The 25,011-nt window shown below is 72.4% G+C and carries 24 protein-coding genes and 1 pseudogene; 13 read left to right on the top strand and 12 right to left on the bottom strand.

Going from position 1 to position 25,011, the window contains the following annotated elements; all coding sequences use genetic code 11:
• Positions 1-162: 162 nt before the first annotated feature.
• Positions 163-1,746 (bottom strand): peptide-N4-asparagine amidase, encoded by a 1,584-nt coding sequence (locus ABZ016_RS27640; RefSeq protein WP_356919395.1) that lies wholly within the window; start codon positions 1,744-1,746, stop codon positions 163-165.
• Positions 1,747-1,945: 199 nt separating this feature from the next.
• Between ABZ016_RS27640 and ABZ016_RS27635 the strand changes: the two genes are divergently transcribed.
• The 4 genes from ABZ016_RS27635 (at position 1,946) to ABZ016_RS27620 (ending at position 6,493) form a co-directional block, all read left to right on the top strand.
• Positions 1,946-3,757, top strand: a complete 1,812-nt coding sequence (locus ABZ016_RS27635; protein WP_356919394.1) for an ABC transporter ATP-binding protein — start codon at positions 1,946-1,948, stop codon at positions 3,755-3,757.
• Positions 3,754-5,535 (top strand): ABC transporter ATP-binding protein, encoded by a 1,782-nt coding sequence (locus ABZ016_RS27630; protein WP_356919393.1) that lies wholly within the window; start codon positions 3,754-3,756, stop codon positions 5,533-5,535. Before ABZ016_RS27635 ends, ABZ016_RS27630 begins: the two co-directional genes overlap by 4 nt.
• 200 nt (positions 5,536-5,735) lie before the next feature.
• Positions 5,736-6,206, top strand: a complete 471-nt coding sequence (locus tag ABZ016_RS27625) for a DUF5709 domain-containing protein (RefSeq protein ID WP_356919392.1) — start codon at positions 5,736-5,738, stop codon at positions 6,204-6,206.
• A 41-nt stretch (positions 6,207-6,247) separates the two neighbouring features.
• On the top strand, positions 6,248-6,493 hold the full coding sequence (locus ABZ016_RS27620) for a type B 50S ribosomal protein L31 (RefSeq protein WP_003988613.1): 246 nt from the start codon (positions 6,248-6,250) through the stop codon (positions 6,491-6,493).
• An 8-nt stretch (positions 6,494-6,501) separates the two neighbouring features.
• Here the strand turns inward: ABZ016_RS27620 and ABZ016_RS27615 are convergent, their stop codons facing one another.
• A complete protein-coding gene (locus ABZ016_RS27615; RefSeq protein WP_356919391.1) occupies positions 6,502-7,296 on the bottom strand; it encodes a metal-dependent hydrolase in 795 nt (264 codons plus the stop codon).
• 145 nt (positions 7,297-7,441) lie between these two features.
• Between ABZ016_RS27615 and ABZ016_RS27610 the strand changes: the two genes are divergently transcribed.
• The 4 genes from ABZ016_RS27610 (at position 7,442) to ABZ016_RS27595 (ending at position 12,652) form a co-directional block, all read left to right on the top strand.
• The gene (locus ABZ016_RS27610; RefSeq protein WP_356919390.1) at positions 7,442-9,955 is read left to right on the top strand and encodes a DUF3516 domain-containing protein; all 2,514 of its coding nucleotides are present in this window, start codon (positions 7,442-7,444) and stop codon (positions 9,953-9,955) included.
• 37 nt (positions 9,956-9,992) lie between these two features.
• On the top strand, positions 9,993-10,865 hold the full coding sequence (locus ABZ016_RS27605) for an acyl-CoA thioesterase II (RefSeq protein ID WP_356919389.1): 873 nt from the start codon (positions 9,993-9,995) through the stop codon (positions 10,863-10,865).
• Positions 10,866-10,990: 125 nt separating this feature from the next.
• The gene (locus ABZ016_RS27600) at positions 10,991-11,887 is read left to right on the top strand and encodes a DMT family transporter (RefSeq protein ID WP_356919487.1); all 897 of its coding nucleotides are present in this window, start codon (positions 10,991-10,993) and stop codon (positions 11,885-11,887) included.
• Between the two features lie 15 nt (positions 11,888-11,902).
• Positions 11,903-12,652 carry an SDR family oxidoreductase gene (locus ABZ016_RS27595; protein WP_356919388.1) on the top strand — a complete coding sequence of 250 codons (750 nt, stop codon included), beginning with the start codon at positions 11,903-11,905 and terminating at the stop codon, positions 12,650-12,652.
• A gap of 19 nt (positions 12,653-12,671) precedes the next feature.
• On the opposite strand, the gene ABZ016_RS27590 is transcribed toward ABZ016_RS27595, so the two are convergent.
• The 3 genes from ABZ016_RS27590 to ABZ016_RS27580 all read right to left on the bottom strand — a co-directional run bounded on the left by ABZ016_RS27590 (position 12,672) and on the right by ABZ016_RS27580 (position 15,155).
• On the bottom strand, positions 12,672-13,457 hold the full coding sequence (locus tag ABZ016_RS27590; RefSeq protein ID WP_356919387.1) for a DNA-formamidopyrimidine glycosylase family protein: 786 nt from the start codon (positions 13,455-13,457) through the stop codon (positions 12,672-12,674).
• Between the two features lie 223 nt (positions 13,458-13,680).
• Positions 13,681-14,547, bottom strand: a complete 867-nt coding sequence (locus ABZ016_RS27585) for a DUF6397 family protein (RefSeq protein ID WP_356919486.1) — start codon at positions 14,545-14,547, stop codon at positions 13,681-13,683.
• A gap of 194 nt (positions 14,548-14,741) precedes the next feature.
• Positions 14,742-15,155 carry a roadblock/LC7 domain-containing protein gene (locus ABZ016_RS27580; protein WP_356919386.1) on the bottom strand — a complete coding sequence of 138 codons (414 nt, stop codon included), beginning with the start codon at positions 15,153-15,155 and terminating at the stop codon, positions 14,742-14,744.
• Positions 15,156-15,260: 105 nt separating this feature from the next.
• Here ABZ016_RS27580 and ABZ016_RS27575 point away from each other — a divergent pair, with 105 nt between their 5' ends.
• A complete protein-coding gene (locus ABZ016_RS27575) occupies positions 15,261-15,689 on the top strand; it encodes a PPOX class F420-dependent oxidoreductase (protein WP_356919385.1) in 429 nt (142 codons plus the stop codon).
• A 16-nt stretch (positions 15,690-15,705) separates the two neighbouring features.
• Here the strand turns inward: ABZ016_RS27575 and ABZ016_RS27570 are convergent, their stop codons facing one another.
• The 5 genes from ABZ016_RS27570 to ABZ016_RS27550 form a co-directional block, all read right to left on the bottom strand.
• Positions 15,706-16,311, bottom strand: a complete 606-nt coding sequence (locus tag ABZ016_RS27570) for an ATP/GTP-binding protein (protein WP_356919384.1) — start codon at positions 16,309-16,311, stop codon at positions 15,706-15,708.
• A 98-nt stretch (positions 16,312-16,409) separates the two neighbouring features.
• Complete coding sequence (locus ABZ016_RS27565; protein WP_356919383.1) at positions 16,410-16,820, bottom strand: DUF742 domain-containing protein; 411 nt, start codon at positions 16,818-16,820, stop codon at positions 16,410-16,412.
• Positions 16,821-16,842: 22 nt separating this feature from the next.
• A complete protein-coding gene (locus ABZ016_RS27560; RefSeq protein ID WP_356919382.1) occupies positions 16,843-17,280 on the bottom strand; it encodes a roadblock/LC7 domain-containing protein in 438 nt (145 codons plus the stop codon).
• Positions 17,277-19,796 (bottom strand): nitrate- and nitrite sensing domain-containing protein, encoded by a 2,520-nt coding sequence (locus ABZ016_RS27555; protein WP_356919381.1) that lies wholly within the window; start codon positions 19,794-19,796, stop codon positions 17,277-17,279. Before ABZ016_RS27555 ends, ABZ016_RS27560 begins: the two co-directional genes overlap by 4 nt.
• Positions 19,797-19,891: 95 nt before the next feature.
• The gene (locus ABZ016_RS27550) at positions 19,892-20,665 is read right to left on the bottom strand and encodes an MHYT domain-containing protein (RefSeq protein ID WP_356919380.1); all 774 of its coding nucleotides are present in this window, start codon (positions 20,663-20,665) and stop codon (positions 19,892-19,894) included.
• 172 nt (positions 20,666-20,837) lie between these two features.
• Here ABZ016_RS27550 and ABZ016_RS27545 point away from each other — a divergent pair, with 172 nt between their 5' ends.
• Positions 20,838-21,437: a class I SAM-dependent methyltransferase gene (locus ABZ016_RS27545; protein WP_356919379.1), complete on the top strand. Its 600-nt coding sequence runs from the start codon at positions 20,838-20,840 to the stop codon at positions 21,435-21,437.
• 62 nt (positions 21,438-21,499) lie between these two features.
• On the opposite strand, the gene ABZ016_RS27540 is transcribed toward ABZ016_RS27545, so the two are convergent.
• Positions 21,500-22,378 carry an oxygenase MpaB family protein gene (locus ABZ016_RS27540; protein WP_356919378.1) on the bottom strand — a complete coding sequence of 293 codons (879 nt, stop codon included), beginning with the start codon at positions 22,376-22,378 and terminating at the stop codon, positions 21,500-21,502.
• A gap of 100 nt (positions 22,379-22,478) precedes the next feature.
• On the opposite strand from ABZ016_RS27540, the gene ABZ016_RS27535 reads away from it, so the two are divergent.
• Together ABZ016_RS27535 and ABZ016_RS27530 are read left to right on the top strand one after the other, a co-directional pair.
• Entirely contained in the window at positions 22,479-22,775 is a 297-nt protein-coding gene (locus ABZ016_RS27535) for a hypothetical protein (RefSeq protein WP_356919377.1), read from the top strand.
• Positions 22,776-22,908: 133 nt separating this feature from the next.
• A complete protein-coding gene (locus ABZ016_RS27530; RefSeq protein WP_356919376.1) occupies positions 22,909-23,784 on the top strand; it encodes a hypothetical protein in 876 nt (291 codons plus the stop codon).
• A gap of 32 nt (positions 23,785-23,816) precedes the next feature.
• Here ABZ016_RS27530 and ABZ016_RS27525 read toward each other — a convergent pair whose 3' ends face one another.
• Positions 23,817-23,999, bottom strand: a complete 183-nt coding sequence (locus ABZ016_RS27525) for a hypothetical protein (RefSeq protein WP_261683932.1) — start codon at positions 23,997-23,999, stop codon at positions 23,817-23,819.
• 223 nt (positions 24,000-24,222) lie between these two features.
• Here ABZ016_RS27525 and ABZ016_RS27520 point away from each other — a divergent pair.
• A pseudogene (locus tag ABZ016_RS27520) lies at positions 24,223-24,911 on the top strand (SNF2 helicase-associated domain-containing protein); the annotation flags it as partial.
• Positions 24,912-25,011: the final 100 nt, after the last annotated feature.

The raw sequence follows: 25,011 nt of genomic DNA, 5'->3' as shown, positions 1-25,011 counted from the left end.
GGGGACGGGGCGCGCAAAAGCCGGAGGGGACTTTTGCGATACGGAAAGCGGCTTCCGTAGCCGTACACGATGGAGGCTGTCTTGATCGCGCACAAGACCGCAACGTTTCAGCCAGGTAAAAGCGCCCTAAGTGACGTATGTCACACACGCCACACAGGTCACTCAGCAGCGGTGACGGTCCTCCGTGAGCACCCCCTGCACGACCGTGAGCGTCCGGTCGTAGCAGCCGCGCGATCCGTACAGCCGGTAGCGCTCGCTGGTCGTACCGACCGCATGCCGTTGGTCACGCGGCACGTTTGCGGTGTAGGTGGCGTCGCCCGTATAGGTGTCGTCGAGCCGTGACCACGCGGTCCGCCGCGCGCCGACCGACGCGACGGTCGTGGCGCGGTCGCCGAGCGTGAGCACCGTACGCAGCCGGTCACCGGCACCGAGGGTGGTCGTGCCGTCCATCGCGTAGGTCCGGTGCGTACGGGTGGTACGGCGGTCGGTCGTCACCGACTCGTCGTCGGACCAGGTGGCCTCCAGGGCGTCGGTCGTCTCACCGTCGGTCCAGCGATGCGCCGAGGTGTTGATGAGCGAACGGCTGACGGTGGTCGTGACGCGGCCGTGCGAGGTGTCGAGGTATCCGGCGACGGTCAGCCGGTGGGCGCCCTCGGTGTCCACCCGGTGCTGCGAACCGGGCGTGTAGGCCGAGGAGTCGGTCAGCTCGCCCGCGCGGTGCACGGTGAGCTTCCCGGTGACCCGGGCACGGTGCTCGTCCTGCCATACGAGCACGTTCACGGGTGTGCTCCAGCCGGTCTGTCCCTCGGGGACACCGACGACCGAGACCTCGACGCGGTGCGGGCGGCCGTCGTTGAGGATCCCGGCGAAGGGGGTGAGATCGTAGGTGATCGGCTTGATGTCGAAGGCGCGCGGGCCCGGGGTCACGTACCAGAGGAACGGGTTGGACCAGCCGCCCGTCCACACCGTCGGGAACGGCGTGGCGATGCCCGCGAGGCGGCCGTCCACGCTGATCTGCACTTCGCGGTAGGGGCCCTGGCCCGCCTTGCAGGAGTAGGGAGCCGGATCGGGCACCGACAGGTACCAGTACTCCTCGCAGCCGCCGCCGGAGCCCGTGGCGTACACCTCGGCGAGGATGCGTTCGCTGTTGCGCGGGGTGGTGAGCGTCGAGTCGCCGTCGGGGGTGAGGACCCGGTCGGGACTCGTGCCGTCCGGGTGGCCCCGGTAGAAGGTCAGAGTGACTTTCACGTCCAGGACGCCGGTGTAGGTGTCGTCGACGACGTTCCCGATGAGCATCTCGACGTCCTGGTCGCTGCGGAAGGTGTCGCTGTAGCGCGTGACGTCCTTCTCCACGGACCACTCGATGCCGTCGGGCGAGGGCTGCGGCGTCGAGGTGCGGAAGATCTCGACCCCTCCGACGTGCAGATAGCCGAGCCGGTCGTACTGCCGCCCCTTGACCTTGCCGTCGAGCCGCAGCACCACCTTGCTCCAGCGGTCGCCGCAGCGGCTGGGCGGGGTGTACGTGCCCCGGTACGGGGTGAAGTCGCGGAACTGCGCCCGGGCGACGGTGACTTCGCAGGACGTGCCGCCGGGCTTCGGGACGGGCGGGGCGGCCGTGACCGGGTCGTGCCAGTCGGTGCCGAACTCGGCGGGGACGTCGGCCGCTCGGGCGGGACCGGCTCCGAGGAGGGTGCTCGCCAGGAGGGACGCCCCGGCAAGCATGGACATGACTATCCGTCTCTTCATGGGCGGTGTTCTACGGGGAGTCCGCCGCCTCCGCAATGCGCACCGGCCCCTCCGCGCAGCCCTGTTCCCGCCCTTGTCGGCCGGTTCCGGTCGGTGCGCGGAAAACCGGTTGCCGCCGACCACTCGGCGGCGCGAACCTGTCACGGTTTGTTGCCTTCGGCCCGAACCCCCATCCCCCTGACACGAGCCACTGGACGTCATGCAGATTCAAGACCTTCCATACCCCGACCCGGGCGTGCCGGACGCGCGTTCGGGTCCACGATTCCTGTGGTGGCTCTTCCGCAATCAGCTGGGCGGACAGCTCAAGTCGCTGGCCTGGGGGCTGCTGCACTTCGCCTCCGTCGCCACGCTGCCGTTCTGCGTCGGCGTCGCCGTGCAGGCCGTGGTCGACCGCTCCGGCTCCCGACTCGCCCTGGCGGGCGGGCTGCTGGCGCTGGCCTGCGCCGGTAACGCCGTCGGCGACACCTTCCTGCACCGCACGGCCATCACCAACTGGATCACGGCGGCCGCCCGCGTCCAGCAGTTGCTCGCCCGCAAGGCAGCCCACCTGGGCTCGGCGCTGACCCGGCGGGTCGCGGCCGGTGAGGTGGTCGCCGTTTCGACGGGTGACGTCGAGAAGATCGGCTGGTTCGTGGAGGCCTTGTCGCGGTTCACCGCGGCCCTGGTCACCATCGTGCTGGTCTGCGTCGGCCTGCTCGTCTACCAGCCGGCGCTCGGCGTGGTCGTCGCCGTGGGCCTGCCCGTGCTGGCGATCGCCGTGCTGCCCCTGCTGCCCCGTGCCACGCGGCGCGCGGACGTCCAGCGCGAGAAGGCGGGACGTGCCACCGAGCTCGCCTCGGACACCGTCGCCGGACTGCGCGTGCTGCGCGGCATCGGCGGGGAGGAACTGTTCCTGGAGCGCTACCGCCACGCCTCCCAGGAGGTCCGCCACGCGGCCGTGCGCAGCGCCCGGATGTGGTCCCTGATCTCCGCCATCCAGGTGCTGCTGCCCGGTCTGCTGCTCATCGCCGTCGTCTGGTACGGCGTGCATCTGGCGCGCCAGGGCCGGATCACCGTCGGTGAACTGGTCACCGTCTACAGCTCGGTGATGGTCCTGACGTATCCGCTGCGGCACTTCGAGGAGATCGCCATGGCGTACTCCTTCTCCCGGCCGTCGGCCAGGCGGGCCGCGCGCGTGCTGTCACTGCAGCGGGCGACGGACACCGCCGGGTCGCGCGTGGCCGGCGCCCCGTCCGGAGACCTGTACGACCCGGACACCGGACTGCTCGCGAACGCCGGCCTGCTGACCGCGGTGGTCTGCGGAGATCCGGACGCGGCCGGCCGGCTGGCGGAACGGCTGGGCGGACACCCCGCGCAGGAGGGGACCTCGGTGCTGCTGGACGGGGTGCCGCTCGACGAACTCCCGCTGGACAGCGCCCGTACGTCCGTCCTCGTCCAGGACAAGGACCCGGTGCTGCTCTCCGGCACCCTGCGCGAACTGCTCGACGTGCCCTCCTCGGGCGAGGTCGAGCCGCGCGCGGCGCTGGCCGCCGCCCAGTGCGAGGACGTGCTGGCCGCGCTGGTGCAGGGTTCGCTGGACGCCGCCGACCCCATGGACGCCCGGATCACCGAACGCGGCCGGTCCCTGTCCGGCGGTCAGCGCCAGCGCCTCGCGCTCGCCCGGTCGCTGCTCACCGACCCCGAGGTGCTCGTCCTGGACGAGCCGACCTCGGCCGTCGACTCGCACACCGAGGCACGGATCGCGCAGGGCGTGCGGGAGCTGCGCACGGGGCGCACGACCGTGGTGTTCACGTCCTCCCCGCTGCTGCTGGACCGCGCCGACCGGGTCGTCTTCCTGCACGAGGGCACGGTCGCGGCGGCCGGCACCCACCGCGAGCTGGTGCACACCGAGTCCCGCTACCGGGCGGTCGTCACCCGCGAGACCGACGACGAGGCCGCACTGCCCGAGCGGGCCGGCGGGGTCGTTCTCGACGACGTACTGGAACTGGAAGAGATCGAGGAGACAGCATGATCGGCGTGGCGCCACCGGCGTACGACCCGGCGGCCCCGACGACGGCGAACACCCTGCCGGTCGGCGCCCCTTCGACCGTCCGCGCCTACGTGACCGAATTGCTGCGCAGACACCGCAGGGCGTTCCTGCTGCTCATCGCCGTCAACACGGTCGCCGTCCTCGCCTCGATGGCCGGGCCGTGGCTGCTGGGCGGGCTGGTGGAGCGGGTGTCCGACGGGGCGCGGGACCTGCGGCTGGAGCTGACCGCGGGGCTCTTCGCGGCCGCGCTGGCCGTCCAGGCCGTGTTCGTGCGCCAGGTGCGGCTGCGGGGCGCGATGCTGGGCGAGCGGATGCTGGCCGATCTGCGCGAGGACTTCCTCGTACGGTCGGTCGGGCTGCCGCCCGGCGTGCTGGAGCGGGCCGGGACCGGTGACCTGCTGTCCCGCATCACGACGGACGTCGACCGGCTGGCCAACGCGATGCGTGAGGCCGTGCCGCAGCTGTCGATCGGTGTGGTGTGGGTGGCGCTGCTCATGGGCGGACTGGTCGTCACGGCCCCACCACTGGCGCTCGCCGTGCTCGTCGCCCTGCCGCTGCTGGTGGCCGGCTGCCGCTGGTACTTCCGGCGGGCGCCGGCCGCCTACCGCTCGGAGGCGGCCGGGTACGCCGCCGTGGCCGCGGCGCTCGCCGAGACGGTGGACGCCGGGCGCACCGTCGAGGCCCACCGCCTCGGCGCCCGCCGCGTGGCGCTGTCCGAGCGCCGGATCAAGGAGTGGACGGCGTGGGAGCGCTACACGCTGTGGCTGCGGTCCGTGCTCTTCCCGGTCGTCAACATCACCCATGTGACCGTGCTCGCGTCGGTCCTGCTCATCGGCGGGGTGTTCGCCCTCCAGGGCTGGATCGACGTCGGCCGGCTCACCACGGGGGCGCTGATCGCCCAGATGCTCGTCGACCCGGTGGGCATGATCCTGCGCTGGTACGACGAGCTCCAGGTGGCCCAGGTGTCACTGGCCCGGCTGGTCGGTGTCCGGGACATCGAGCCCGAGGCAGGCGACTCCTCCGTGGCCCCCGACGGGCGCCGGGTACACGCCGACCAGGTGCGCTTCGGCTACCTGGAGGGCGTCGACGTCCTGCGCGAGGTGTCCCTGGAGGTCGCCCCCGGCACCCGGCTGGCCCTGGTCGGCCCCTCGGGTGCGGGCAAGTCGACACTGGGCCGGCTGCTCGCCGGGATCTACGCGCCCCGGGAGGGCCGGATCACCCTGGGCAGCGCCGAGCTGTCCCGGATGCCGGCGGAGCGGGTCCGCGCCCACGTCGCCCTCGTCAACCAGGAGCACCACGTCTTCGTGGGCTCCCTGCGCGACAACCTCCGGCTCGCCCGGACGGGCGCGGTCGACGCCGAGCTGTGGGCCGCGCTGGGCGCGGTCGACGCGGACGGCTGGGCCCGCGCCCTCGACGACGGTCTGGACACGGAGGTCGGCTCGGGCGGCCTGGCGCTCACGCCCGCGCAGGCCCAGCAGATCGCGCTGGCCCGCCTGGTGCTGGCGGACCCGCACACCCTGGTCCTGGACGAGGCGACGTCGCTGCTCGATCCCCGCGCCGCCCGGCACCTCGAACGCTCCCTGGCCAAGGTCCTCGACGGCCGCACCGTCGTCGCCATCGCCCACCGCCTGCACACCGCCCATGACGCGGACGTCATCGCGGTCGTCGAGAACGGCCGGATCAGCGAACTGGGCAGCCACGAGGAACTGGTGACGGCGGACGGGGCGTATGCGGCGTTGTGGCGGTCGTGGCACGGGTGAGGGCCCGGGGCGGGGCCTCCCCGGGCCCTTGGCGTTGCGCGGTGCCGAGGCTCGGTGGAAGGCTGGGATCAGGCACCGGCTCGGGGAACGCCCGGGAACCGCGGCAGCGGTTCGGTGAGGGCGGCGCCAGTGCTCCGTGCGGCGGCGGCCCGGCGCGGGTCCGGTGAGAACGGGCCCGTCCCCATCCCCTGGAGGTACCCGTGAACAGCTCCGACGGCTGGGGAGACGAGGTCTACCAGCCGGACCAGGACGAGCAGAGGGAGGACACGGGGCTGCTCGACGCCGAGGACACGCTGGAGCGCGACGGCGTCGACGATCCCCTGGACCGGGGCTGGTCCCCTCCGGAGCGGCCCTGGGCCGTCGAGCACCTCGGTGTGACGGCGGCCGAGCGGCAGCGGGGCGAGACGCTCGACGAGCGGCTCGCCGAGGAGCTGCCGGAGTCCGCCGGCCAGGACGGTGACGGCCTGGGGGACTGCGAGGACACCGACGGGGAACTCCTCGACAACGAGGTCGGCGCCGACCGCTCCGGGCGGCTCGTCGCACCCGACGAGGGCGCGCACGAGGACGAGGAGAGCGCGCTGGTCGCCACGGACGTGGGCATCGACGGCGCGGCCGCGTCGGCCGAGGAGGCCGCCGTCCACGTCGTCGACGAGGACACCCTCTCCGGCTGATCACGACACCGACCCGAGTCGTCCGAGCCCGAGGAGCGGTCATGCAGCAGGACAAGCACCCCGACTACCACCCCGTCGTCTTCCGCGACCGTTCCGCCGGTTACGCGTTCCTGACCCGGTCGACCGCGACCAGCGAGCAGACCATCGAGTGGGACGACGGCGAGACCTACCCGGTCGTGGACGTGGAGATCTCCTCGGAGAGCCACCCCTTCTACACGGGCAAGGCCCGCACGGTGGACTCGGAGGGCCGGGTCGCCCGCTTCGAGCGGCGGTACGGCGGCTCCTGAGCCCCCGCTCAGATGACGTTGAGCGCCGCCGCGCAGCCCACCCCGCCGAGCAGCATGAACACCGGCATCAGCACCCTGACCTCGACCCAGCTGCCCGCCCGGAACCGTATCGGCTTCGGCGGCCCGACCGGGTACCAGCGCTTGCGGCCGACCGGGATGGGCCACAGGATCGGGCAGCCCGAGACGGTCAGCGCGTCCCCGATGTCGTGCACGATCGCGCCCAGCACGACGGGCAGCCCCAGCCACAGGTACTCCTGGCCCGGTGCCGTGAACAGCCAGTCCGCGCCGTTGCCCGGCTTGTCCAGGATCCCCGCGAGGATCCACGAGGTGGTCGCGGCCAGCAGCCACACCAGTACTTCGCTGCTGGAGCCGCGCGTCGCCCGCCACAGCAGACCCTCGATGGCCAGGACCAGGTGGACGAAGAGGACCGCCAGCACTCCCCACCGGTCACTGCTGATCGCGACGGCCGAGGTGCCCGCACCGATCAGGACCGCCCACAGCCAGGTGTGCGTGAGGGTGCGGTGCCCGCCGGAGCGGCGCGGGTCGCCCTGCTTCTTGGTGGCCTTGTAGACGGCGTACGACAGCTTGTCGACGATCTCGCACAGCCAGCGCGACAGCGGTCCGAAGGACCGGGAGATGGTGGCCGCCTTGTGGTCGAGGTCCGGGGCGAGCGCGGCGCCGGCGCATATCAGGGCGCCGACGAGGAGGACCGGCCAGGGCATCGGGTACCCCGCGGCGGCCGCTGCCGCACCGACGCCGAGCCAGGCGGCGGCGCCCGACAGTGAGTGTGCAGGTCCCATCATCGCGCTTGTCCGCCTCATTCCTCAGGTGCCGCTGTCCAGTTGACCGGGTGCGCTGACGTGTCGTCGGCGCCCAGCGTATCGCTCGTGATCTTGGGGGCCGCAGCCGATTCCCGCATCGGGCACCGGGCCAGGCAAGATGGGGGGCGTGACCCTCATCGATCAGCTGCCGCGGACCGCCGACCCCGACGCCCTCTACGAAGCCTTCGAGTCGTGGGCCGGTGAGCGGGGTCTCACGCTCTATCCCCACCAGGAGGAGGCGCTGATCGAGGTGGTCTCCGGCGCGAACGTGATCGTGTCGACGCCCACCGGGTCCGGCAAGAGCATGATCGCGGCTGGTGCGCACTTCGCGGCCCTCGCCCGGGACGAGGTCACCTTCTACACGGCGCCGATCAAGGCCCTGGTCTCGGAGAAGTTCTTCGAGCTGTGCAAGATCTTCGGCACCGAGAACGTCGGCATGCTGACCGGCGACGCCTCCGTCAACGCCGACGCCCCCGTGATCTGCTGCACCGCCGAGGTGCTCGCGTCGATCGCGCTGCGCGACGGCAAGGACGCGGACGTCGGCCAGGTCGTGATGGACGAGTTCCACTTCTACGCGGAGGGCGACCGCGGCTGGGCCTGGCAGATCCCGATCCTGGAGCTGCCGCAGGCGCAGTTCGTGCTGATGTCGGCGACCCTCGGTGACGTCTCCTTCTTCGAGAAGGACCTCACCCGCCGCACGGGCCGCCCGACGGCGGTGGTCCGCTCGGCGACCCGCCCCGTGCCGCTGTCCTACGAGTACCGGTACACGCCGCTCACCGAGACGCTCACCGATCTGCTGTCCGCCCGGCAGGCACCGGTCTACATCGTGCACTTCACGCAGGCGCAGGCCGTGGAGCGGGCGCAGGCGCTGATGAGCATCAACATGTGCTCGAAGGAGGAGAAGGAGCGGATCGCCGAGCTGATCGGCAACTTCCGCTTCACCACCAAGTTCGGCCGCAACCTCTCCCGCTACGTCCGGCACGGCATCGGCGTCCACCACGCCGGCATGCTGCCCAAGTACCGCCGCCTGGTGGAGAAGCTCGCCCAGGCAGGTCTGCTGAAGGTCATCTGCGGTACGGACACGCTCGGCGTGGGCGTCAACGTCCCCATCCGCACGGTGCTGTTCACGGCCCTCACCAAGTACGACGGCACCCGTGTACGCACCCTGCGGGCCCGGGAGTTCCACCAGATCGCGGGCCGCGCCGGGCGGGCCGGGTACGACACGGAGGGCTTCGTCGTCGCGCAGGCGCCCGAGCACGTCGTCGAGAACGAGAAGGCGCTCGCCAAGGCGGGCGACGACCCGAAGAAGCGCCGCAAGGTCGTCCGCAAGAAGGCCCCGGAGGGCTTCGTCGCGTGGTCGGAGCAGACCTTCGAGAAGCTCATCGGCTCCGAACCCGAGCCGCTGAGCTCCCGGTTCCGGGTGACGCACACCATGCTGCTGTCGGTGATCGCCCGCCCCGGCAACGCCTTCGAGGCGATGCGGCGGCTGCTGGAGGACAATCACGAGCCGCGCAAGCAGCAACTGCGGCACATTCGCCGGGCCATCGCCATCTACCGTTCGCTGCTGGACGGCGGCATCGTCGAGAAGCTCGACGAGCCGGACCCGACCGGCCGTGTCGTCCGCCTCACGGTCGACCTCCAGCAGGATTTCGCGCTCAACCAGCCGCTGTCCACCTTCGCGCTGGCCGCGTTCGAGCTGCTGGACCCCGAGTCGCCGTCGTACGCGCTCGACATGGTGTCCGTCGTGGAGTCGACGCTGGACGACCCGCGGCAGATCCTCGCCGCCCAGCAGAACAAGGCGCGCGGCGAGGCCGTCGCCGCGATGAAGGCGGACGGCGTCGAGTACGAGGAGCGCATGGAGCGCCTCCAGGACATCACGTACCCGAAGCCCCTGGAGGAGCTGCTCTTCCACGCGTACGACACGTACCGCAAGAGCCACCCCTGGGTCGGCGACCATCCGCTGTCGCCGAAGTCGGTCATCCGCGACATGTACGAACGGGCGCTGTCCTTCACGGAGTTGGTGTCCCACTACGAGCTGGCGCGCACCGAGGGCATCGTGCTGCGCTACCTCGCCGGCGCCTACAAGGCCCTCGACCACACCGTCCCGGACGACCTCAAGTCCGAGGACCTGGAAGACCTGATCGCGTGGCTGGGCGAGATGGTGCGCCAGGTCGACTCCAGCCTGCTGGACGAGTGGGAGCAGCTGGCCAACCCGGAGGAGATGACCGCCGAGGAGGCCCAGGAGAAGGCCGACGAGGTCAAGCCGGTCACCGCCAACGCGCGTGCCTTCCGCGTCCTGGTCCGCAACGCCATGTTCCGGCGGGTCGAACTCGCCGCTCTCGACCAGGTCGAGGAACTGGGCGAGATGGACGCGGAGTCCGGCTGGGACGCCGACGCGTGGGGCGAGGCGATGGACAAGTACTGGGACGAGTACGAGGACCTCGGCACCGGCCCGGACGCCCGCGGCCCCAAGCTGCTGATCATCGAGGAGGAGCCGGAGAACGCCCTGTGGCGGGTCCGGCAGATCTTCCACGACCCGAACGGCGACCACGACTGGGGCATCAGCGCGGAGGTCGACCTCACCGCCTCCGACGCGGAGGGCCGCGCGGTCGTCCGTGTCACCGACGTCGGCCAGCTGTGAACGGCCGGGCAGTACCGAGCACAGGAGAATCCCACCCATGACGACGAACCCGGCCGAGAGACTGGTCGACCTGCTCGACCTGGAACAGATCGAGGTCAACATCTTCCGTGGCCGGAGCCCGCAGGAGTCCCTCCAGCGGGTCTTCGGCGGGCAGGTGGCGGGCCAGGCTCTGGTGGCCGCCGGCCGCACCACGGAGGGCGACCGTCCCGTGCACTCGCTGCACGCCTACTTCCTGCGCCCGGGCATCCCGGGCGTGCCGATCGTCTACCAGGTCGAGCGGGTGCGCGACGGACGGTCGTTCACGACCCGGCGGGTCACGGCCGTGCAGCAGGGCCGCACGATCTTCAACCTGACCGCCTCCTTCCACAAGCCGGAGGAGGGCAGCTTCGAGCACCAGCTGCCGCCGGCCCGCGAGGTTCTGGACCCCGAGTCGCTGCAGACGGTCACGGACGAGATCCGGGAGCATCTGGGCGCGCTGCCCGAGCAGTTGGAGCGGATGGCCCGCCGCCAGCCCTTCGACATCCGCTACGTGGACCGGCTGCGCTGGAGCGCGGACGAGGTCGAGGACGCGGAGCCGCGCAGCGCCGTGTGGATGCGCGCGGTCGGGCCGCTCGGCGACGACCCGCTCGTCCACACCTGCGCCCTCACCTACGCCAGTGACATGACCCTGCTGGACGCCGTCCGCATCCCGGTCGAGCCGCTGTGGGGCCCGCGGGGCTTCGACATGGCGTCCCTGGACCACGCCATGTGGTTCCACCGTCCGTTCCGTGCGGACGACTGGCTGCTGTACGACCAGGAGTCGCCGATCGCCGTCGGCGGGCGCGGTCTGGCCCGCGGCCGGATCTACGACCGTGAGGGCCGGCTGGTCGTGTCGGTCGTGCAGGAAGGGCTCTTCCGGAAGCTGGGCTGACCGGGCCCGTGCCGGTCGGGGCCCACGCTCGGCGGGCTCCGATCGCGCCCGTGCCCCGATGCGGCGACCATGGCAGGGCAGGCACCGCCGGCGTCACACGCCCGCCGATCCGGGAGGTGGCCACGCTGCACACCGTGCTCCCCGTCGTCTTCGCGGTCTGCGCGGCCTTCAGCAACGCCGTCGCGACCGTGTTGCAGCGCAAGGCGGCGCTGACCGTGCCGCGCTCCCAGGGGTTGCGGGCCGGGCTGATGCTCGACCTGCTGCGCCGGCCGGTCTGGCTGGCCGGCATCCTCGCGGTGATCGGCGCCGCCGTCTGTCAGGCGCTGGCGCTGGCGACCGGGCCGCTGACGATCGTGCAGCCCCTGTTCGTGCTGGAGCTGCCGCTCACCCTCGTGGTCGCGTCGCTGCTGATGCGCCGGCATCTGCCGGGTACGGGCTGGCTGGCCGTGACCGTGGTGGTGGCCGGGCTGGCGGTCGCGCTGGCCGCCGCCTCCCCCACCGGCAACCGCACGCATGTGGAGCTGGACCGCTGGGTCCCCGCGCTCGCCGTCTGCGCGGGGGCGGTCCTGGGCCTCGCCGTCGCCGCTCTGCGGCGCCCGGAGGGCCGCGCCCGGGCGGCGTGCCTGGGGGCCGCGACAGCGATCAGTTACGCGGTGACGGCGGCGCTGATGAAGACGGCCACGCACATCCTCGACGAACAGGGCCTCGTGGGCTTCTTCACCGCCTGGCAGACGTACGGGTTCGCGTTGACCGGCGTGTGCGCGTTGTTCCTGCTGGAGAACGCGATGCAGGCCGGTCCGCTGGTCGCCTCGCAGCCCGCGCTCACCCTCGGTGACGCGACGGTGAGCCTCGTCCTCGGCATCACCCTGTACGAGGAGACGGTCCGCTCCGGGTGGTGGCTGCTGCCCCAGTTGTTCGGTGTCGCGCTGATCGCCGCGGGTGTGTTCGCCCTGGCGCGGATTCCGCTCACGCAGTCGCTCGTGGCGCCGGACGAGGAACGTCAGACGGCGGGAGCGCCCTGAGCGAAGGAGGCCACGATGGGGCGTCTCAACGGACAGGTGGCGGTCGTCACCGGTGGAGCCGGGGGCATCGGAGCCGCGGTGGCACGCGCGCTCGCCGCCGAGGACGCCGCCGTGGTGGTCACCGACATCCGGGACCCGGAGGGGACGGAGGTGGCGGCCGGGCTCGGCGGCCGGGCCCGCTTCACGCACCTGGACGTCACCAGCGAGGACGACTGGCAGCGGGCCCTGGCCGGCACCGAGCGGGACCTGGGACCGGTCTCGGTCCTCGCGAACATCGCGGGGATCATCGACTGGGGCCCGATGGAGGAACAGAGCCCCGCGTCCTTCCGGCAGGTGCTCGACGTCAACCTCACCGGCGCCTGGCTGGGCATGCGCGCGTCGGGTCCGTCGCTGCGCCGGGCCGGCGGCGGCGTCATCGTGAACATGTCCTCCTCGGCCGGGCTCAGCGCCTACGCCGGTATCGGCTCGTACGCGGCCGGCAAGTGGGGGCTGCGCGGGCTGACCAAGGTGGCCGCGCTGGAACTGGCGCCCGACCGGATCCGGGTCTGCTCCGTGCACCCCGGCGCGATCCGCACTCGGATGACGGCCGGTTTCGGCGACGCGTACACCGCGGGACAGCCCATCCCGCGGTTCGGCGAGCCCGAGGAGGTCGCCCGCATGGTGCTCTTCATCGTCACCGACGCGACCTTCTCGACGGGGAGCGAGTTCGTCTTGGACGGCGGCCTGCTCGCCGGCCCGCCGGCCGTGCTGGACCCCGACGGCTGAGCGGGCCGCCGCGGGCGGATCAGGCGTCCGGCTGGCACCGCGGGCACCACACCGTGCCCCGGCCTCCCATCCGGGACCGGCGCAGGCCGGTGTGGCAGCGTGGGCACTTCGGGTCGGGGTCGTCGCGGTGGCCGGTGAGCCAGGAGTCACGCGGCGGCACGCACCCGGCGGGGACGGCGGCTCTCAGCGTGCCACGCATCCGGCCGTACAGGCGGCGGACGTCGGCCTCGGTGAGATCACGCGCACTCCGGTCGGGGCGCAGACGGGCACGCCACAGGATCTCGTCGGCGAGGAGGTTGCCGAGACCGGCGAGCACCGACTGGTCGGTGAGGGCGGTCTTGAGGCTCCCGCGACGTGCGGAGAGCACGGTCTCGAACTCCGCGCGGTCGACCGTCAGCGCGTCGGGGCCCTGCCGCCGCAGCAGCCGGTCGAGATCGGAGTCGTCGTGGGCGAGCCAGAGTCCCTGGAGTTTGCGCTGGTCACGGAAGCGCAGCTGACGGCGGCCGCTCAGGGTGAACAGCACGCGGTCGTGCGCCTCGACGGCATCGTCGGGACGGCCGCAGACCAGCCGGCCGGTCATCCCGAAGTGCAGGACGAGGGTGGGGCCTCCGGTCCGGGCGAGGAGCCACTTGCCGTGCCGTTCCGGCGCCCCGAACCGCCGCCCCTCCAGCGCGTTGCGCAGGCCCCGCGCAGTCACGTCGTGCAGCACCCCGGCGTCCCGTACGTCGACGCGCCGGACCACGCGGCCCGTGGCGCAGGACGCGAGCACCTGCCGGAAACCCTCGACGTCGGGCAGCTCGGGCATGATCGTCTCCCGCCTCCGGACGTGGACGCGGCCGGGAACTCACCGCCGCGCGGGGGCGCCCCAGGCCGGGGAGCGCATGATCAGGGCGACGACGTAGTGGACACAGGGCGCCCCGCCCTGGTTCACCTTGCCGTGTACCGCGTCCGCGGCGAAATAGGCCGAGTCGCCCGCACCGAGGTCCGTGACCGTCTCGCCGACGGTCAGCCGGACGCCGCTGCAGATCTCACCCGCGCGACGAGACGAAGAGCTGGGTCGCGTGCCTGGCAGTCTCGTACGGGACGACCGCTGCCTCCGCCACGCCCGTCACCACGGGCGCGGTGGGCTCGGCGGATCGGAGCTCCAGCCGGGCCGCTGCGATGGTGTGGGCCAGGTCCGCGCGGAACCAGGCCACTTCGTCCGGCTCACTCGCCGTCATGAGCGTCTCGGCCAGCTCGGCTGCGGGTGAACCGGGTGCGTCGTGCGACGGGAGGCGAGGGCGACAGCGGTCCATATGGGCACGCTCGTACGGGTCCTGGACCACTTCCGCCACGTCGGTGGGATCGAGAAGGCAGGCCACGGCTGCCGCGCGGGCCCACGGGTCGTCCCCCGCCTGTCGCAGCAGGAACCCGATGTGGCGTCCCCGCCAGTTGCGAGGCCGGCGGTCGAGGCCCTGCTTCAGCGCTGCGCGCAACGGTGCCGGCGTGATGCGGCCGGTCAGCAGCCGGGTGTTGCTCTCCTCGGCCGCGAACCGCTTCAGCTCCTCGGCCAGATACAGCCAGACGACCGTCCGGTAGCGGTTCAGGTAGAACGTCACCGGGACGAGAAGGCCGAAACGCGCGAGACTCGTGAACCTCGCGGGCGACACCTTCATGAGCGCGGCGCCCTCGTTGGTACCGGCGGTGGCGACGCGCTCGCGCAGTCCGCTCGGGAAGCCGTCCTCGGCGCGCAGCCGCTCGATCTCCGCGCGGGCGACCCGGCGGCCACCGCCTCCGTCGCCGGGAACGGTCCGGACGAGGCCGAGATGCACCGCCAGGTCGAACTCGCTGCGCTTCAAGTCGAGTTCGCGGGCGGCCCGGCCCGGCGCGCAGGCGAGGCGGTCGGTCTTCGTCATGCGGTCGGTCGTCGTGATGGTGTCTGACATGGTCGGTCTCCCCCGTGGAGTCAGCGGCTCACGCCGTGTGCGGCCGCCGCGTTCGGTCGCTGCGTTCGGTCGCTGCGTGCGGTCGCCGTGAAAAAACCGTAGCCGCTGCGGCGCACCTCGCGGCGAGCCTGTGGATAACTCCACCGGGATGACGAAAGCGCAGGTCAGATACCTGTGGTCGGTTTTCGTTCGGGCTGACGCGCATCCACGTCGAGGTGCTCGCCCACCCGGTTGACCAGAAGCGTCATCTCGTACGCGATCTGGCCGATGTCGGCTTCGGCGCCGCTGAGGACGCACAGACAACTGCCCGTGCCGGCCGCGGTGACGAAGAGCACCGCGTCGTCGAACTCGATCATCGTCTGGCGTACGCTGCCCGCACCGAAATGCCGCCCCGAGCCCTTGGCCAGGCTGTGCAGGCCGGACGACACGGCCGCGAGGTGCTCGGCGTCCTCGCGGCGCAGCCCCGTGCTCGCCCCTGTCACCAGGCCGTCGTTGGACAGGACCAGTGCGTGCCGCACTTCGTGGACGCGCTCGGTCAGGTCGTCCAGCAGCCAGTCCAGTCCCTGGTTCTGCGCCATGTTCCGAATCTCCCCGTTTTCTCCCCGTGCGATTCTCCTCCTGGCCGGAGGATCTCCACGCCAGCCTTCCCCACGACCGCGGCCGGGGCAAGGAGGATGGGAGCCATGGCAGAGAAGATGACCGACGCGCAGTGGCGGGAGTTCGTCACGCACGGCACCCGCACCGGAAAGCTCTCGACGGTCCGGGCCGACGGGAGCCCGCACGTGGCCCCGATCTGGTTCCTGCTGGACGGGGACGAGGTGGTGTTCAACACCGGCGAACGCAGCGTGAAGGGACGCAATCTCGCCCGTGACGGCCGGGTCGCCCTGTGCGTGGACGACGACCGGCCGCCGTACTCCTTCGTGGTGCTGCGAGGCCGTGCCCGCCTCGTGGAGGACCTCGACGAGGTGCGGCACTGGGCCACCAGGATCGCCGCCCGGTACATGGGCGAGGAGCGCGCCGAAGAGTTCGGCGCCCGCAACGGTGTCCCGGGTGAACTCCTCGTCCGCGTCACGATCGACAAGGTCCTCGCGGAGCTGGACGTCGCGGACTGACCAGGCGTTTCGGGGGTCAGCCCACCGAGTCGAGGAGCCGGGCGGTGTGCATCCGCCCGGCGTACTCGACCAGCCGGATCAGCACCTCCTTCCCCGAGTCGCGGTCACGGGCGTCGCACAGCACCACGGGTGTGCCCCGGTCCAGGTCGAGGGCGCGTGAGACGTCCGGGGCGCCGTGCTGCCGGGCGCCCGCGAAACAGTTGACGGCCACCACGAACGGGATGCGCCGGTGCTCGAAGTAGTCGACCGCGGGGAAGCAGTCCTCCAGCCGACGGGTGTCCGCGAGGACCACTGCACCGAGCGCCCCTTGCGCCAGTTCGTCCCACAGGAACCAGAACCGGTCCTGGCCCGGCGTGCCGAAGAGGTACAGGGAGAGGCCGGACCTGATGGTGATGCGTCCGAAGTCCATGGCGACGGTCGTGGTGGTCTTCTGGTCCACGCCGTCGGTGTCGTCCACCGACCGGCCGGCTTCGCTGAGCAGTTCCTCGGTGCGCAGTGGCCGGATCTCGCTGACGGCGCCGACCAGGGTGGTCTTGCCCACGCCGAATCCGCCGGCGACCAGGATCTTCAAGGCCAGCGCGGCGGTCTCGCCGTCGGAGGCGTCGGAGTGCTCGGAGACCATTGTTCACTTCTCTCGGGAGTACCGGCCACGGGTGGCGTGAGCAGGTGGGTGGGTCGGTGGGTGGTGTGCGTTCATCCACAGCGCTGTCGGCCCTTCGTCTACAGCGCTCTCAGTCCTTCGATCACCTCGCGCAGGATGCGTTCGTCGGGCAGCCTCGCCGGTGGGACGGGGCGGCTGACGGTGACGAAGCCGAGCTCCAGGAGGTCGCCGAGGAGGACCCTGACCACGCCCACGGGCAGGTCCGCGCCCGCGGCGAGTTCGGCGACCGACTGCGTCTCCGGCCGGCACAGGTCGAGGAGGTTGCGGTGTTCCGGGCCGAGCGGGGCGTCGTCCACACCGGGTGCGCCCGGGTCCAGGGTGACCAGGGCGATCAGGTCGAACCGCACGCCGGTGGGCCCGGGCCGGGTGCGACCGCCCGTCATGGCGTAGGGGCGGACGAGAGGGCCGGCCTCGTTGTCGTACCACTGGCTGCCCGGCTCGTGCGGGGCTCCCGTCATGTCCTCGGTCATCTGCGGCGACCGCTCTCTCTGCTCATCCGGCGGCGGGGGGTCGCGCGCCGGCGCGGGGTGCCGTGCCGAGGTGTTCGCCGACGCGCTTGACCAGGCGGGCCATCTCGTAGGCCACGAGGCCGATGTCGGCGGTCACGGCGGTGAGGAGGGCGAGGCAGGAACCGTCGCCCGCGGCGGCCACGAACAGGAAGCCCTCGTCCATCTCCACCATGGTCTGGCGGACTCCGCCGGCGCCGAAGTGCCGTCCCGCCCCCTTGGCGAGGCTGTGGAAGCCGGAGGCGACCGCGGCCAGGTGTTCGGCGTCCTCGCGGTGGAGGCCGGACGAGGCGCCCACGGCCAGTCCGTCGTTGGACAGCACCACGGCGTGCCGGATCTCGCTCACGCGGAGCACCAGGTCGTCCAGCAGCCAGTCGAGTTCGCCGGAGCGCCGGGCGGAGTGTGTGCTCGGGTCCTGGATCATGCGGGGTCTCCTTCGCTGCTGTCGCTGCCCGTCACGGGGCCGGGAGTGGTGCCGTGGCCGGGTCGCCTGCCGCCGCCGCGTGCCCAGCCGTCGCGGTACGCCGCCATGCGGTCGCGTACGAGCTCGGGGGTGCGTTCGTCGTCCGGGGGCGCGGGCGGTGACGGTTCCCCGGCGCGTTCGGCGCGCAGTTGGGGGGCGAGGCTGGCCTGCCGTACGCGACGCGGGAGGTCGTCGGAGCCCTCGGGCTGCTCCTGGGGCCGGTGCAGGCGCAAGGTGGCGACTCCTGCGGGTGGGGTGGGGCTCGGGCTGTCGGCGGCGACCGGTGCCGGGGCCACCAGGGCACGCCGGTCGGCGGGTGTGGTGACGGCGTCGGGGACGGTGCCCGGGTGCGCGTCGGGCACGCGTGCATGGGCGCGTTCCTCGGACGCCCGCAGGGGGGCCTCCGCGCCGGGTGAAGGTTTCACCGCCCCGGTGGGCAGCAGGGCGGTGGGCAGCAGGACGACCGCGGTGGTGCCGCCGTAGGGCGAGGTCCTCAGGTGGACCTTGACGTCGTGCCGGGCGGCGAGCCTGCTGACCACGAACAGGCCGAGCCGGTCACTGTCGAACAGGTCGAGCGCCTCGGACTGCGCGATGCGGCGGTTGGCCTCGGCGAGGGTCTCCTTGCCCATGCCGAGGCCGCGGTCCTCGACCTCGACGGCGTAGCCGTTGCCGACGGGTTCGCCGGTGACGCGCACGCGCGTGTGGGGCGGCGAGAACTGGGCGGCGTTCTCGATGATCTCGGCCAGGAGGTGCGTGAGGTCGGCGACGGCCGCGCCGGCGACGGCCGCATCGGGGAGTTGCCGTACCTCCACGCGCGCGTAGTCCTCGACTTCGGAGACGGCCGCGCGGACCACGTCGGTCAGGGGGACGGGCGTGCGCCAGGCCCGGCCGGGGGCCGCTCCGGAGAGGATGATCAGGCTCTCGGCGTGGCGCCGCATGCGGGTGGTGAGGTGGTCGAGGCGGAAGAGGTCGCTGAGCTCGTTCGGGTCGTCGGAGCGGCGTTCCATGCTGTCGAGGAGGCTGAGCTGGCGGTGGACGAGGATCTGGCTGCGCCGGGCCAGGTTGACGAAGACGCCGGAAATGCCGCCGGCCAGCTCGGCGCGTTCCACGGCGGCGCGCAGCGCGGCGCGGTGCACCGTAGCGAGGGCCTCGGCGACCTGCCCGGTCTCGTCCTCCGCGGGTGGTCCGGGCGGGGCCTCGGCGCGGATGTCGATCTCCTCGCCCGCGCGCAGTCTCCGCATGGCCTCGGGGAGTTTGCGCCGGGCGATCTCCAGGGCGCCGTTGCGCAGGCTCACCAGCTCCACGACGAGGCCGCGGCCGATGCGTACGGAGATGACGAGCGAGGCGGCGACGGCGGCGAGGCCGAGCAGGACGGCCGCCCCGGCCGGGGTGAGGAGTCCTCGGGTGAACGGGTCGGCCCGCCGCGCGACGCCGCGCCCCGCGTCGTCCTCGATGGCGCGCATGCCGTCCCGGACGCGCGCGTGGGTCGTGTTCCAGATGCTCTCGGGTGCCGCCTCGATCGCCTCGGTACCCGGTTGGCTGGTGAGGATCCGGTCCTCGATGTCGCGCAGCCCGGTGTGGGCGCTGCTGTCGGAGAGGGCGTCCCATGCGGAGCGTTCGGTACCGCGCAGGTCGGCGACGGCCGTCCCGGTGAGGGTGCGGCGCAGCTCGACGGCGCCGGTGAAGAGCCGAAGGCGCTGCCCGCTCAGTGTGCCGGACACGCGGGCGCTCGCCAGGACCGCGTCCTCCTGGGCCAACGCCTCCCCCGCTCGGGAGAATTCGAGCAGCACGCGAGCGTCGGAGCCGAGGTCGGCGTCCTGGATGCCGGTGAGGGCACCGCCGACTCCGAAAGCCGCCGCGATGGTCCGGGTGTAGCGGCTGTACGTGTCGTCCCAGCCCGCGTGCCCGTCCCGCACCGCGGTCCGCAGCGGGCGCAGTCGCCCGGCATCCGCGACGAACGCCTCCAGCCGGCGGGCCACTCCGGCGGGCAGCTCCTCGCTGTCGGCGACGGTGTTGTCCGTGCCGAGCCGCAGTGCGGCGACGGACCGGTCGGTGCGCCGGGCGAGTTCGTCCAGCTCGTCGGTCCGTACAGCGGACCGGTCGGTCGCGCGGCGTACGGCGGCCGCGCGTTCGGCCTGGAGGGCGGCGACCGCGGTGGACACGGGAGCGCGGACCGCGGCGTCCACCCGCTGTACCTGCCGCAGCCGGGCGACGTCCTGGGCGGTGGTGACGGTGGCGTAGGCCCACAGCGCCAGGAGGGAGACGACCGGGACCATCAGCAGGCAGACGATCTTGGCGCGCACGGTTCGGGGGCGTATGTGCCAGCGCTCCGCGCGCGTGGCCGCCCCGTCCGGTGCGGTGTCCGAGGGCGACGCGGGGCCCTCGTCGGCCGGTGGTCCGGCGTGTGCGCGGCGACCGCGCGCGGGTGGGGCCGGCGCCTCCGCGCCGGTTGTGGGGGTCCTACGGGGTGTACGCATGGACTCCTCGCTCGGGAGTGGTTCGGGGACGTGCCAACCCCGGCTTCAGGACAGTCCGTCCGGGCGGCGGGCCTGCCGTGCGGGCTGCGTGGCTCCTAGGGGGCGGTGCGCTCGACCAGCCGCTGGGCCGAGGCGGACGCCTCGAGCTCCCCCGCCGTCGGCGACAGCGCGACGAAGGCCGAGGTGAGGAAGAGATAGGACCCGAGGCCGACGGCGAGGGGGAAGATGAACTGCATCGCCGTGGCCCCGGGCAGGGCCGCCCCGGAGGGCGTCACACGCACGCTCACCGCGAACATCCCGGTGTAGTGCATGCTGCTGACGGCCGCGCCCATGATGAGGGAGGCGATGGTGACCGCGACGGGCGACTTGATGTTGAGCGCCGCCCACAGGGCCGCCGTCGCGGCGACGACGGCGATCAGGACGGAGAGCCCGACGAGGACCGGGTCGTAGGTCACGTCCCCGTGCAGACGGACGGCCGCCATGCCCAGGTAGTGCATGCTGGCGACGCCGACACCGGTGGTGAGCCCGCCCAGGAACAGGGCCCGGCCGCGGTCCCTGCCGTAGCCGACGGCGAAGACGCCGGCGCAGACCACGACCATGGCGACGAGCAGGCTCAGGAGAGTGAGGGGTACGTCGTAGCGGATGTCGGTGCCGCCCACGCTGAAACCGAGCATGGCCACGAAGTGCATGGTCCAGATGCCGGTGCCGATCGCCGAGGCGGCGGTGACGAGCCAGTTGCGGCGCGAGCGCCCGGTGGCGGCGAGCGCGCGGACGGTGCAGCGCAGGCCGAGGGCGGCGCCTATGCAGGCCATCACGTACGAGAGCGCGGGGGTCAGCCACCCCAGGGCGGCGTGGTCCAGGTGTCCCATGGCCCCGGGACGCTAGACCCGCCACGGGCGCATGAAGGGCACACATTTCGAAAGGTGTTGGAATATGACGCACAGACGTACCGGAACGATCGGGTCACGCTCGAACGTGTGCGTCGATACGTCATCCGTGCCGGTGAGGCGTCATCCGGACCGGTGCGGAATCATGCCGTACATGAGCGACGACCAGACGCGTGTCCAGGAGTTCTTCACAGCCCGCGCCGCCGACTGGGACAGCCGGTTCCCGGACGACGGCCCGGCCTACGCGGCCGCGGTCGCGGAGCTCGGGCTGCGTACCGGCGACCGTGTGCTCGACGCGGGGTGCGGCACCGGACGTGCCCTGCCGCCGCTGCGTGCCGCCGTGGGCCCCTCGGGTGTGGTGCTGGGGGCCGATCTGACGCCGGCCATGCTGCGGGAGGCCGTCCGGGCCGGGCGGGACCGCGACGGGGCCCTGCTGCTCACGGACGTCGCCGCGCTGCCGCTGTGCTCGGGGTCGCTGGACGCCGTGTTCGGGGCGGGCCTCATCTCCCACCTGCCGAGTCCGGCCGGGAACCTGCGGGAACTGGCCCGCGTGGTGCGTCCGGGTGGGGTGCTGGCCTTGTTCCACCCGATCGGCAGGGCGGCCCTGGCCGCGCGACACGGCCGCGCGCTCACCCCGGACGACCTGCGCGCCGAACCCAACCTCCGCCCACTGCTGGCCCGTTCCGGGTGGCGCATGACGTCGTACGTCGACGAGGACACCCGCTTCCTCGCGCTCGCCGTCCGCGAGGACTGAGCCTGTCGAAGGGCTGCCCTGCCGAAGGAGGCTGCTCGCCACAAGGAGCGGTCGGCCCCTGCCTAGACGTGCCGCACGGGACAGCCGCGGACGCCCGGCACCGGGCGTGTGCCCAGGTCGGCGAGCCGGTAGCCGTTCGGATAGCCCTGGATCTCCCGGTTCTGGCGGGCGAAGTGCGGGGCCCGCCGGGGCGGCAGCAGACGGACGGCGCGGCCCCGCAGCCGTACCGCGCGCCGCACCCACGCGCGCGTGGCGGCGCTCGGCGGGTCATAGCGGAAAGCCCGCAGGAGCGAGTCGTCGAGCAGCGCCAGGACCGCGGTCCGCAGCACGGGGGCGAGCGGGCGCGGGTACCAGGAGGCCATCAGGTCGAGCGTGGCGTCGGAGACCCGCCGGGCGTCCTCGTCCCAGGCGAAGTGGGTCGCCTCGTAGGCGTCGAGGCAGGCCTCGAACTCCTCGTAGGTCTCGGGGAGGTCCTTGATGCCCATGTGCCGGCCCAGCGTGCGGTAGTGGACGGCGCTGGCGACGGTCTCGTGGCGCGACATCCGGCGCCAGCCGTAGGCGTCGATCCACCGTTTGGGCATCACGACGAACGTGCAGAGCACGTAGCGCATGTCGTCGTCGTCGATGTCGTAACCGCGGTGCATCTGGTTGATGCGCCGGATCGCGGTCGTCGCCTCCTCACTGCCGAACCCGTGCTCGACGATGGCGTCCAGGAGCAGCGCGGTGTCGTCGTAGCGCTTCTGCGTCCGGTCCGTGAGCTCCGCGGTTTCGGCCAGAAGCCGGCCGATGGCCGGAACGGCGTACGTCCGGTAGAGGGCCAGCTCCAGGGCGCGGGTGAAGTCCCAGGGAAACTCGTAGGCCAGGCTCAGCCTGTAGATCTCCGTGGCGTCCCGGTGCGGATCCATACGCCGGATTTGTTCAAGCCGCGCGAAGCGCTTCACCGGGCACTCCCCCTTCTGTCACCGGACCTCCAACTTTACGTTGGTGACAGTGAGACGACCGGCAAGGCGGAACAATCGCCCTGGGGGAAGGTGGTTCAGCATGTGGAGCAGGGTCCGGAAGGCCGGAGTCACGGTCGCTCAGGCCTGGCGCACGGAGGCCAAGACCGACGAGGACAAACGTCCGCACAATCTTTTCGAGGCTGCCGCCACGTATGTGGCGGCGGGTGCGGAGGACGACCTGGAACGAGCCGACGAGGCGGCCGGCTGGGTGTCGCCGGAGGCGCTGTCGTTCGGGGTGAACGAACTGGCCTGCCGGGCCGTCATCGCGCTCGCGCGGGAACGCGGCGAGTCACCGCGGACCGTGGCGCGTGAGCTGCTGGGACTGCCGGCGGCGTGACGCACGCGGCCCGGGCGGCCGATTCGCCCCGTCCGCCGGAAAACTGCAGCTCCGAGTGTGCTTGCGAGGCCGTGACAAGCGGCTTCCGCGCGCACTAGGGTGCGCCGTTGGACGAACCGATGGGGAGGCTGGGATGGCCGGGACGGACGAGGACGCCGTCGCCGCCGCGGACGACGCGCTCTATGTGCTCACGGCGGTGCTGCTGACGCCGGCGAAGTTCCCGAGCGTGCTCGGCGACGACTACCCGCAGGCGTGCGCGGCGCTCGGTCTCGCACCGCTCGCCGACGGGTACGGGCTGGTGCTCGGCCAGGACGGCGAGGGCGCCCGCTGGACCGTGGTCATCGACGACGTCTCCCTGGTGGCCGTCGCGATCGCCTCCTGGGACTGCGGCATGGAGTACGAGCTGTCGCCCGACGAGCGCACGGTCGTCGCGGCCCTGCCCGGCTGGCCCCTCGCGGTCGCCGTCGCCGCACCCGGGGTGCCCGCGCCGCACGATCCCGGCCCGGAGGCCGACGACCGGCCTCCGCTGGCCCCGCCGGACACCACCGCCTGGGGCCCTGCCCAGCGGCGGCTGGGTGCGGACGAGATCGCGCTGCAATGGGCGATGTGGCGGGACCAGGTCGACGACTCGGCCTTTCCCGCGCCCGGGTCACCGGACGCGTCGGGGTCACCCGACGGGTCGGGCGGCACGGACGAGGCGGCCGACCGCCCGGAGGGGCGCGGGGAGAAAGGACAGCCGCGCCACACCGGCATCAGGCGCGTCCTCGCGGAGGCCCACACCTACGTCGACTCACCGCCTCCACTGGGGCGGGTCCGCTCGTCGTTCGCGCCGGGTGACGCACGGACTCTGCGGGCCGACGGTCCCGGCTGGTCGCTCGTGGCCAGGACCGACGACATCGCCTTCGTACTGCTCGACGAGGAGCCCGGCGAGGTCCTGCCGGTGGGCCGGGGGCCGGAACTGCCGGGGCTCCTCGAGGCCCTCGACAAAATAGCCGTACGGCCGAACTGACGACCGCGGCCGGATCGGCGGCCACGGTCGGGTCAGCGGCCTATTTCCTTGCGGGTCGCGCGGCGCAGCCTGCGCCGCTGCGACGGGTCCAGCATGAGATACGCGGCGGCCGGGACTCCCAGGATGATCAGGAGCGATGCCCACCAGGGCAGCCAGATCAGCAGGATGAGCCCGACCGCCACACCACCTGCGGCGATCTTGGCGTTCTTGGACATGTCTGTCGCCTCCTTCGCGGCCACTGCCGCTCTCTGTCTCGAGAACGGGCCCGCGCTTGCGGCGGTTCCGGACCGCGACCCTGAGACATCCCTGAGGTGCACCCCTACGCACCCCTGACCCCTTCATGGTGACTCAGCTCACAGTGAAGGCATACCCGGGAATTCCGGAAAGTGCTGTACCCTCGGCGACTCTGACTCACTAGTCAAACTTGAGGAATCAGCCATAACCGAGCACCCGACTCCCCCGGCACCCTCCTCCGCACTCTCCGAAACGGCCCACTGCGGCGCCACCTCCCTCCCCGGCGACCCGGCCCGCACCGGCAGGGTCGCCTTCTGGCAGCTCGATGGTGCGGCGCCACCGGCCGGGCCCTCGGCGTCCGCCGCCGACCTGACCGTCGTCGCCCCCGGCGACGACGGGGTCGGTCCGCGGAACGTGCCCGCCGTCCCGCCGCCGGTGAGCACGGCCCTGCCGGTCCTCATCCGCGCGCGTTCCGGCACGTCGGGGCCCCGTGCCACCGAGTTCGCGGACGCCGCGGACGTCTGGGCCGGTGCCGGGGGCGAGGCCTTCGACCCCCGCGCCCGGCTGGACGCACCGCTCGCCCTGCGCCGGGCGGCCCGGGCCTGGCCCCCGCTCACTCCACTGCTGTCGGCCTCCGTGCCGGACGCGGTCGAACTGGCCGACGAGGAGGTCACCGAGCTGCTCGGCGCAGGCGCCGGGGCGCTGACGGCGGCCGGAGTGGACGTGCACCCGCCGGAGGGACTGACCCGCGAGCTGACCACGCGCGCGGAGGTGGGTCCCTCGACGAGGAGCCGGAGTCCGGCGCGGGCTCCGTCGCTCTGCCGTCGTCCTTGTCCGCCGACGCGCTGCCGGCCTTCAACTGGTCGTTCGCGCCGGGCGACCGGTCGCTGACGACATGGGTCGGCCAGACCATCACGCTGATCTTCCCTGTCACGTCAGCATGCTGAGTTGTTGAGGTCCGGAATCCGGGCCGCACACGGCGGCGGGGACACC

The organism is Streptomyces sp. NPDC006372 (genome assembly GCF_040612515.1).
Taxonomy (GTDB): Bacteria; Actinomycetota; Actinomycetes; order Streptomycetales; family Streptomycetaceae; genus Streptomyces.
Note: the sequence above shows the minus strand (reverse complement) of the source record. Positions and strands in the feature narration are given on the sequence as shown.